Annotated in this window: 5 protein-coding genes; all 5 read left to right on the top strand. The window is 67.4% G+C overall.

Annotation, left to right across the window (positions count from 1 at the left end; all coding sequences use genetic code 11):
• Positions 1-141 precede the first annotated feature (141 nt).
• The 5 genes from VGD28_RS00395 to VGD28_RS00415 all read left to right on the top strand — a co-directional run bounded on the left by VGD28_RS00395 (position 142) and on the right by VGD28_RS00415 (position 4387).
• Positions 142-777: a CpaD family pilus assembly lipoprotein gene (locus tag VGD28_RS00395; protein ID WP_331026345.1), complete on the top strand. Its 636-nt coding sequence runs from the start codon at positions 142-144 to the stop codon at positions 775-777.
• The gene (locus tag VGD28_RS00400; RefSeq protein ID WP_331026346.1) at positions 774-2069 is read left to right on the top strand and encodes a pilus assembly protein CpaE; all 1296 of its coding nucleotides are present in this window, start codon (positions 774-776) and stop codon (positions 2067-2069) included. The genes VGD28_RS00395 and VGD28_RS00400 overlap by 4 nt, the downstream gene beginning before the upstream one ends.
• A 42-nt stretch (positions 2070-2111) precedes the next feature.
• Positions 2112-3089, top strand: coding sequence for a type II secretion system F family protein (locus VGD28_RS00405; RefSeq protein ID WP_331026347.1), 978 nt, complete (start codon positions 2112-2114; stop codon positions 3087-3089).
• 4 nt (positions 3090-3093) lie between these two features.
• On the top strand, positions 3094-4092 hold the full coding sequence (locus tag VGD28_RS00410) for a type II secretion system F family protein (protein WP_331026348.1): 999 nt from the start codon (positions 3094-3096) through the stop codon (positions 4090-4092).
• A gap of 61 nt (positions 4093-4153) precedes the next feature.
• The gene (locus tag VGD28_RS00415; protein ID WP_331026349.1) at positions 4154-4387 is read left to right on the top strand and encodes a hypothetical protein; all 234 of its coding nucleotides are present in this window, start codon (positions 4154-4156) and stop codon (positions 4385-4387) included.
• The last annotated feature ends 137 nt before the right edge of the window (positions 4388-4524 follow it).

Here is a 4524-nt window from a genome sequence, read left to right on the forward strand (position 1 = left end):
GCGATGTCGCCCGACGCGCCCGCCGCGCCGCAGCCCCCGGAGCAGCAGCCCAAGGCAGTGCCGGGCACGCGCGACTCCAAGAAGAAAGACGCCGACGCCGCACCGGGCTTCGGTTTGTGACGCGCGGCTGAGGAGACAGAGATGTTCAAGCATATCGCCCTTCCCCTTCTCCTGGTCCCGGCGGCGCTGCTGGGCGGCTGCGGCACCTATAATGGCGGGGTCGAATCGATCCATCAGCCCGTCGTCCAGCGCACCGACTATGCGCTCGACCTTGCGGCCGCCGGCGATTCGCTCGCCCCGGGCGAAAGCGAGCGCCTCGGCGGCTGGCTGCGCGCCATGCGGCCGGGCTATGGGGATCGCATCTCGGTCGACGACGGCGCCGGCGGCGTCACCGGCCGCGCCGAGGTCGCCGCGGAGGCCAATCGCTTCGGCCTGATGCTGGCGGACAATGCGCCGGTCACGGCGGGGACGATCACGCCGGGCACGGTGCGCGTGGTGATGACGCGGATGACGGCGAGCGTGCCGAGCTGCCCCGACTTCTCGCGCACCTATCAGCCCGACTATCAGGCGAGCACGACCTCCAACTTCGGCTGCGCGACCAACAAGAATCTGGCCGCGATGATCGCCAATCCGGCCGATCTCGTGCGCGGCGAGCCGGGATCGGGCACTGCCGATCCGTTCCAGATCAACAAGTCGATCAAGGCGCTGCGCGAAGCCGCACCGAGCGGCGGGGGCGGCACGACCGTGAAGGCCGAAGGCGCAGGAGGCAGCAAGTGAACGCACCCTTTAGCGCCGGGCGCACTGCACATCGCGAGCCGTTCGTCGCCTTTGTCTGCGACGAGGCGACCGCCGAATCGCTCCGCCCGATCGCGATCGAGCAGGGGTGGAACCCCGAAAAGGTCAACAAGGGCGGGCTGCGCAACGCGGTGCAGACGCTCTCGGTGTCGGCCAGCCCCAACGTGCTGTTCGTCGACCTTTCCGAAAGCGGCGACCCGCTCAACGACATCAACGCGCTGGCCGAGGTCTGCGAGCCGGGCACAGTGGTGATCGCGGCGGGCCAGGTGAACGACGTCCGCCTGTACCGCGACCTCGTCGCCTCGGGCATCCAGGACTATCTGCTGAAGCCACTCAACCCCGACGTGCTGCGCGAGACCTTCGTGCAGGCGCAGGCAGCGCTGAATGCGCCCAAGCAGAGCGACGCGCCCTCAGATCGGCCGCACTGCGCGGTCGCCGTGATCGGCACGCGCGGCGGCGTCGGCGCCTCGACGCTCGCCACCTCGGTCGCATGGCTGCTCAGCGAGAAGGGCGGCCGCTCGACCGCGCTGCTCGACCTCGACGTGCATTTCGGCACCGGCGCGCTCGCGCTGGACCTGGAGCCGGGCCGCGGCCTCACCGACGCGATCGAGAATCCGAGCCGCATCGACGGGCTGTTCATCGAGCGCGCGATGGTCAAGGCGTCGGACAAGCTGGCGGTGCTCTCGGCCGAGGCGCCGATCAACGCGCCGGTGATGACCGACGGCGCGGCGTTCTTCCAGCTGCAGGAGGAGATCCGAAGCGCGTTCGAGTGCACCGTCGTCGATCTGCCGCGTGCGATGCTGGTCAACTATCCGCACCTGATCACCGATGTCCAGGTCGCGGTGCTGGTGACCGAGCTGACGCTGGCGGCGGCGCGCGACGCGATCCGCATCCTCAGCTGGTTCAAGTCGAACGCCCCGCACACCCAGATGATCGTGGTCGCCAACCGCGTTCCCGCGGGCGGCCAGCTCGAGATCAGCCGCAAGGACTTCGAGGGCTCGATCGAGCGCAAGATCGACTATCTCGTCCCCTACGATCCCAAGACTGCGGTGCAGGCCGCCAAGCTCGGCAAGCCGCTGGCCGAAGCGGGCAAGGGCGTGAAGGCGCTCGCCCCGCTCGCCGAGATCGCCGAGCGCATCGTCGCCTGCACCGATTCCGCCGAGGACGGGAAGGACGCCAAGGGCAGGGGCGCCAAGGGTGACGCGGGCAAGGGCGGCTCGCTGCTCGGCAAGCTTTCCGGCCTGTCGATCAAGCTGCCCAGCAAGAAGAAGTAAGGCCCCTCATCGGGGCACCACGGTTCGGAGTCGAGGCAAGGCATGGACATGCTGCCGATCATGCTGCTCGCAGGGGGCGCCTTCACGGTGCTGCTGCTGCTCGTCCTCGCCTTTTCGGGGCCGTCGGCGCAGAAGGCCGGATCGCGCCGGCTGACCTCGCTGCGCGACCGTCATGCCGGCGTCGTCGGCACGGGGGCTGTCGAAGCGCAGATGCGCCGGATCTCGACCGCGCGCGCCAGCAACATGGACAAGGCGGCGGCGCGCTTCCTGCCCAACCCGGCGCTGCTCGGCAAACGGCTGGAGATGACCGGCAAGGGCTGGACCGTCGGCCAGTACGGCCTCGCCACGCTGGGCCTGACGCTGGTCGTCGCCGCCGCGCTGGCGGTCCGCGGGCTGCCCTTCCTGCTCGCGCTGCTGATCGGGCTGTTCGTCGGCATCGGCCTGCCGCATCTGGTGGTCGGGTTCTTCATCAACCGGCGCATCAACAAGTTCACCAACAAATTCCCCGACGCGATCGAGCTGCTGGTCCGCGGCCTGCGCTCGGGCCTTCCGATCACCGAGACGATGGGCGTCGTCGGCGCCGAGATCGACGGGCCGGTGGGCGAGGAGTTCCGCACGATCACCGACAAGATGAAGATCGGCCGAACGCTCGATCAGGCGCTTCAGGAAACCGCCGATCGCCTAGGCACGCCCGAGTTCCAGTTCTTCTGCATCACCATCGCGATCCAGCGCGAGACCGGCGGCAACCTGGCCGAGACGCTCGCCAACCTGGCCGACGTGCTGCGCAAGCGCGCGCAGATGAAGCTCAAGATCAAGGCGATGTCGTCCGAATCCAAGGCGTCGGCCTATATCATCGGCTCGCTGCCTTTCATCGTGTTCGCGCTGATCTGGTACATCAGCGGCGAGTACATGCAGAAGTTCTTCGTCGACGAGCGGCTGATGATCGCCGGCGGCGGCGGACTGCTGTGGATGAGCATCGGCGCCTTCATCATGAAGCAAATGATCAGTTTCGAGATTTGACGCGATGATCAGCAGCCCCGACGGACCCACAATCCTTGGCGTCGACGTCATCTACGTCGCGACCCTGCTCGCAGGCGTGGCAACGTTCTGCGTCCTCCTCGCCGTCTATACCGCGACCACGGTGCGCGACCCGATGGCGAAGCGCGTCAAGGCGCTCAACGAGCGCCGCGAGCAGCTCAAGGCGGGCATCAGCGCATCGACCAGCAAGCGCCGCGCGAAGCTCGTCCGCCAGAACGACACCACCGACCGCATCCGCTCGTTCCTGTCCTCCTTGCAGGTGCTGCAGGACGAGCAGGTCAAGGTCGCGCAGGTCAAGCTGCTCCAGGCCGGCATCCGCTCCAAGGACTATGCCTATGCGGTGATCTTCGGCCGGATGGTGCTGCCGATCGTGATCGGCGGGGTCATGCTGTTCGTCGTCTATGGCACCGATATGTTCGCCGACTGGTCGGCGCTCAAATCCTATGGTCTGGTCGCGGGCAGCTTCCTCCTCGCCTACAAGGCGCCGGACATCTATCTCAAGAACAAGATCCAGAAGCGCAGCGCCGCGATCCGCAAGGGCATTCCCGACGCGCTCGACCTGCTGGTGATCTGCGCCGAGGCGGGGCTCACCGTCGATGCCGCGTTCGGGCGCGTCGCCAAGGAGCTGGGCAAGGCCTATCCCGAGCTGGGCGAGGAGTTCTCGCTCACCGCGATCGAGCTCGGCTTCCTCACCGACCGGCGGCAGGCGTTCGAGAATCTCGCCATGCGCATCGATCTCGATTCGATCCGCGGCGTGGTGACGACCATGATCCAGACCGAGAAATACGGCACCCCGCTCGCCTCGGCGCTGCGCGTGCTGTCGGGCGAGTTCCGCAACGAGCGCATGATGCGCGCCGAGGAAAAGGCCGCGCGCCTGCCCGCGATCATGACCGTGCCGCTGATCCTGTTCATCCTGCCCGTGCTGTTCGTCGTGATCCTCGGCCCGGCGGCGTGCTCGATCAACGACGCGTTGATGAGTGGCTAGGGCGCGATCGGTGTTCAATAGCCGCTGGTCACGCCGCCCGCGTTCCAGCTAGGGAAGTTCGATGCCCTTCACCTCTCCCTTCGGATGGGTCCTGCTCGCCGCGGCGCTCGCCGCCGGCTGGCTGCTCGGCGCGGTCACCAGCCCCGAGGGACGCAAATGGCGCAAGCGCTACCGCGAGCGCGAGGTGATCATCGCCAAATACCGCCGCGAGATGGAGAAGGCGCTGGTCAAGGCGCGCGAGCGCGTGCGCAAGCTCGAACGCGACGCGGCCGGCGACCCGCCGCCGGAGGACTAGAGTCTGTCCTGATTATGCTGAATCGATTGGGGATTCCCAAGAGGGTGTGATTGTGATTCAAGCTGCTGGCTGGGCAGGAGGCCAGCAGGGATGGCACGAGCCTATTCTGACGATTTGCGAGAGCGTGTTGCGGCAGC

The sequence above is a fragment of the Sphingomonas sp. genome (assembly GCF_036402235.1).
GTDB lineage: Bacteria > Pseudomonadota > Alphaproteobacteria > Sphingomonadales > Sphingomonadaceae > Sphingomonas.